3 protein-coding genes are annotated in these 3,648 nt (G+C 69.1%); 2 read left to right on the top strand and 1 reads right to left on the bottom strand.

Features of this window, described 5'->3' with window-relative positions:
- A partial coding sequence (locus VFS34_04705) for a hypothetical protein (protein ID HET9793741.1) occupies positions 1-1,417 on the top strand: 1,417 nt, incomplete at its 5' end.
- Positions 1,418-1,463: 46 nt separating this feature from the next.
- Positions 1,464-1,601 carry a hypothetical protein gene (locus VFS34_04700; GenBank protein ID HET9793740.1) on the top strand — a complete coding sequence of 46 codons (138 nt, stop codon included), beginning with the start codon at positions 1,464-1,466 and terminating at the stop codon, positions 1,599-1,601.
- 107 nt (positions 1,602-1,708) lie between these two features.
- Here the strand turns inward: VFS34_04700 and VFS34_04695 are convergent.
- Positions 1,709-3,648 (bottom strand): choice-of-anchor Q domain-containing protein (locus VFS34_04695; GenBank protein ID HET9793739.1); only part of this gene is annotated, 1,940 nt, incomplete at its 5' end.

Raw genomic sequence — 3,648 nt, 5'->3', positions numbered from 1 at the left:
GTCGACCGGGGACACCGGTCCGACCGTCACGGTTTCGCCCGATGCCACGACGACGTATACGGCCGTCGGCTACGCCCCGGACTGCACGGGTCCCGCCGCGACGTTCACGGTTGCGGTTTCGCCAGCGCTCCAGTCGGCGTCCGCGTCGGTCGCCGGAGCGACGACGCTGTGTCCGAGCGCGACGGGCGGCACGGCCTCGGTCACGGATTTCGGCGGGAGCGGCGTCTCGCACCAGTGGGGATACCGGACCGAGCCGGGCGGGTCGATTCATCCGATCGCGGGCGCCACGGGCGTGGCGTACACGATCAGCGGCTCCGACCTTCCCCTGGCGGCGGGCGGTCCCTTCTATCTCGTCTGCGTGTCGACGTCGGCGTGCGGTGAATCGGTCGTGACGAACGACGTTTCCGGGCGGCTCGAATCCGGCCCGGACGCCACGATCAGCGCGCCTTCCGTGCTCTGTGGTTCTTCGGCGGCCGGAACGGCATCGGTGCCGGAGGCGGGCGCCGGCGCGACTTACGCGTGGTCTCTCACGACGGGATCGATCCTTTCCGGCGCCGGGACGCGGTCGATCACGTTCACTCCGAATTCGGCATCCGGAACCGTCGTGAGCGTGACGGTGACCTCTGCCGACGGATGTCAGGCGTCGGGAAGCGCCTCCGTGGCCGTCGACAACTCGGCGAACGCGGCGGTTTCCGCTCCGGCCGCGGTCTGTGCGGGAAGCGGCGGCTATGCCGCGTCGGCAGTCTCGAATTCGGGAAACAGCTATGCCTGGACGATCAGCGGAGGAGCGATCACGGCCGGGGCCGGAACACCGAGCGTCGTTTTCACTGCCGGTACGGGCGCGAGCGTGGTGCTCGGGCTGTCCGTCCGCACCCCGAATGGCTGCATGGCGACCTCGTCGACGACCATTCCGATCAATCCGCTGCCGTTGAGCTCGATAACGACTCCTTCGAATGTCTGCGCCGGGTCTTCGTCGACGGCTTCCACCGTCTCTCAGGCGGGTGCGGGCTACTCCTGGACGATCTCTGGCGGCACGATCACGGCGGGAGCGGGAACGAACACGATCACCTACACCGCGGGAGCGTCGGGTTCGGCGCTCCTCGGCGTCACGGTGCAGACCGCGGCGGGCTGTTCGAGCTCGTCGTCGGCAACCGTGTCGATCAATGCGGCGCCTTCCGCAGCGATCACGGCTCCGTCGTCGATCAAGGCGAAGCAGAAGGGGAGCGCCTCCGTTCCGAGCGCGGGGAGCGGAGCGACCTATGTCTGGTCGGTAACCAACGGAACGATCAACTCGGGCAACGGCACGCCGTCGATCTCGCTCACGGCCGGCTCGAGGGGAACCATGACGTTGAGCGTGACCGTAAGGAATGCATCCGGATGCTCGGCGTCCGGTTCGAAGGCGGTCACCGTGAACTGACGCGAGTCGGGAAGCGATTCAGGCCGCGAGCTTCAACAGCTTCCAGATGCACGGCTCGTTCGGCGATCACGAGGCGATCCCGGGAAAGATCGTCCTCAACGACGCGACGCCGCCGTGGGTTCGGAGCTCGCGAAGCGGCTATTCGGCGGTGGGGAGCGGCGAGGAGGACGGAATCGGACGGTGAAGACGTCGATCTCCAGTTTGTCGACGATCAGATAGATCGATTCGTCGCGCCTGGCACCGCCAGGATCGCCGCGAAACGTCCGCGTCCGCGGAATGGATCCGTTCCCGCTACGGCCGGCGCAGGACCAGCCCGCCGCTCACAGCGAGGAGGAGAGCGAGGCCCGCGAACGCTCCCGCGCCGAGCATCGGCACCTGTGCGGGCGGCCCGAACGTCGCCGTGCAAGCGACGTTCGAGTTCATCGTCACCGGCGCCGACGGGTTGAAGCCGGTGCATCCGCCGCTCCAGCCGCGAAACACCGAGCCGGTGCCCGGGGTCGCCGTCAACGTCAGGCTCGTCCCCGCGAAGTAGGCCGCAGAGCAACCGGAAGGGCAGTCGATTCCCGCCGTCGGCGCGCTCGTCACCGACCCGTCTCCGACGATCGTGACGCTCAGAGTGAAGGCGTTGCCGCCGGTCCCCGTTGTGACCGGGAGCTCGAACGCTCCGACGTCGCACGCCGCGCCCTGGGGACGCGTCGTGATCGTCGTCTGGTCCGTCGGCGGGCACTTCGAGTCGTCGCCGTGGTCGAGGGCCGGGCTCGTCAGCGTCAGGGCCATCGTCTGGGTCGGACCGCCGTTGTTCGCGAGCGCGTTCAGGCCCGGGTCGAGCGGGCTGCCGATCGTCCCGATCTGGTCGCCCGAACCGGCGGCGAAGCCCCCCGTGAACGCGATGCCGATCACGTTGTGGCCGCCCGATTGAACGGTCCCGATGAAGACGTTGCCGTCGGGGCCGGTCGTCGCGGTGTTGCCCGCCACGATCGTGTTCGTGAGGGTCACCGCGCCGGCCTCCACCGTGACGTCCATGCCGCCGCCACTGTCGGCCGTGTTGCCCGAGATCGTGCAGTTCAGCAGCGTGAGACCGGAGACGTCGGTGATCGCGCCGCCGCTGCACGAGGCCGAGTTGCCCTGGATGGTGTCGTTGGTCAGCGTCGCTCCCGCGCCGAAATTGTGGATCCCGCCTCCGGTGCCGCAGTCGCCGGTCGCGTGATTTGCCGTCAGCGTCGAATCGGTGAGAGTCAGGGTCGCCTGCGAGAAGTTGCCGATCGCGGCGCCATGGCCGCCGCCGCCGAAATCGCCGCCCGCCCCTGCGCTCCCGCCGGCAACCGTGTTCGAATCGAACGTCGAGGTCGTGACGCCGACGACGGCGCTCAGGGTGTCCAGGATCGCTCCTCCCAGCGCCTCTCCTCCGTCCCCGCCGGTCCCCACGCCGCCGGTGCCGCCCGAGGCTTCGTTCGATGCGAACACGGACAGGGAGACCTCGAGCGCGCCGCCCGAATAGATCGCCCCGCCCTCTCCGCCGCCTCCGAAACCGCTGCTCCCGCCGTTGACGTTGAAGCTGCCCCCGGTCCCTCCGCTCGCGACGTTCTGATTGAACTGCGAGCCCGTGATCGTGGCCGTCGCGGTCGCCGCGTTGAAGATCGCTCCCCCCACCCCGTCGCCGCCATCTCCGGCGAATGCGGCGTCGCCGCCGGTGCCTCCCGTCGCGGTATTTCCCGAGAACACCGAGTTGCTCACGCTGAGCGTGGCTCCGGCGTCGTTGTAGATCGCGCCTCCGGCGCCCGTGCCGCCGTTGTTGGGCCCGGGGCTCGCCGTGCCGCCGGTGGCCGCGTTGCCGGTGAAGGCGCAAGTGTCGATGGAGAGGGCGCCGTGGTTGAGAATCGCGCCTCCCGTCCCGGAACCGGAGCCAGCGGTGCCCGTCGCCGTCCCTGCGGAGAACGAGACACCGGAGATCGACACCGTCTTTCCCGCCGCAATCTCGAAGATCCGGGACGTGCTGCCGCTGATCAACGTATGGCTCGATCCGAGGCCCTGGATCGCGACACTCGAGCCGACGGAGATCTGGGAAAGAAGCGTGATGGTGCTCCCGCTGAGGCCGGCGTCGAAATTCACGGTGTCACCGTCCGCGGCGATCGTCAGGGCCGCGCGAAGCGAGCCGGCGCCGGAGTCGTTCGCGTTCATGACCGTGATCACCACGGCCCGGGCCGGAAGGGCGAGAAGCATTGCGGCGAGCG

The sequence above is a fragment of the Thermoanaerobaculia bacterium genome (assembly GCA_035717485.1).
In the GTDB taxonomy this organism is placed as follows: Bacteria; Acidobacteriota; Thermoanaerobaculia; order UBA5066; family DATFVB01; genus DATFVB01.
Note: the sequence above shows the minus strand (reverse complement) of the source record. Positions and strands in the feature narration are given on the sequence as shown.

Excerpts from the sequence above, each read along its gene's own strand:
- VFS34_04700 (HET9793740.1), top strand. The coding sequence starts at position 1,464 with ATGCACGGCTCGTTCGGCGATCACGAGGCGATCCCGGGAAAGATCGTC.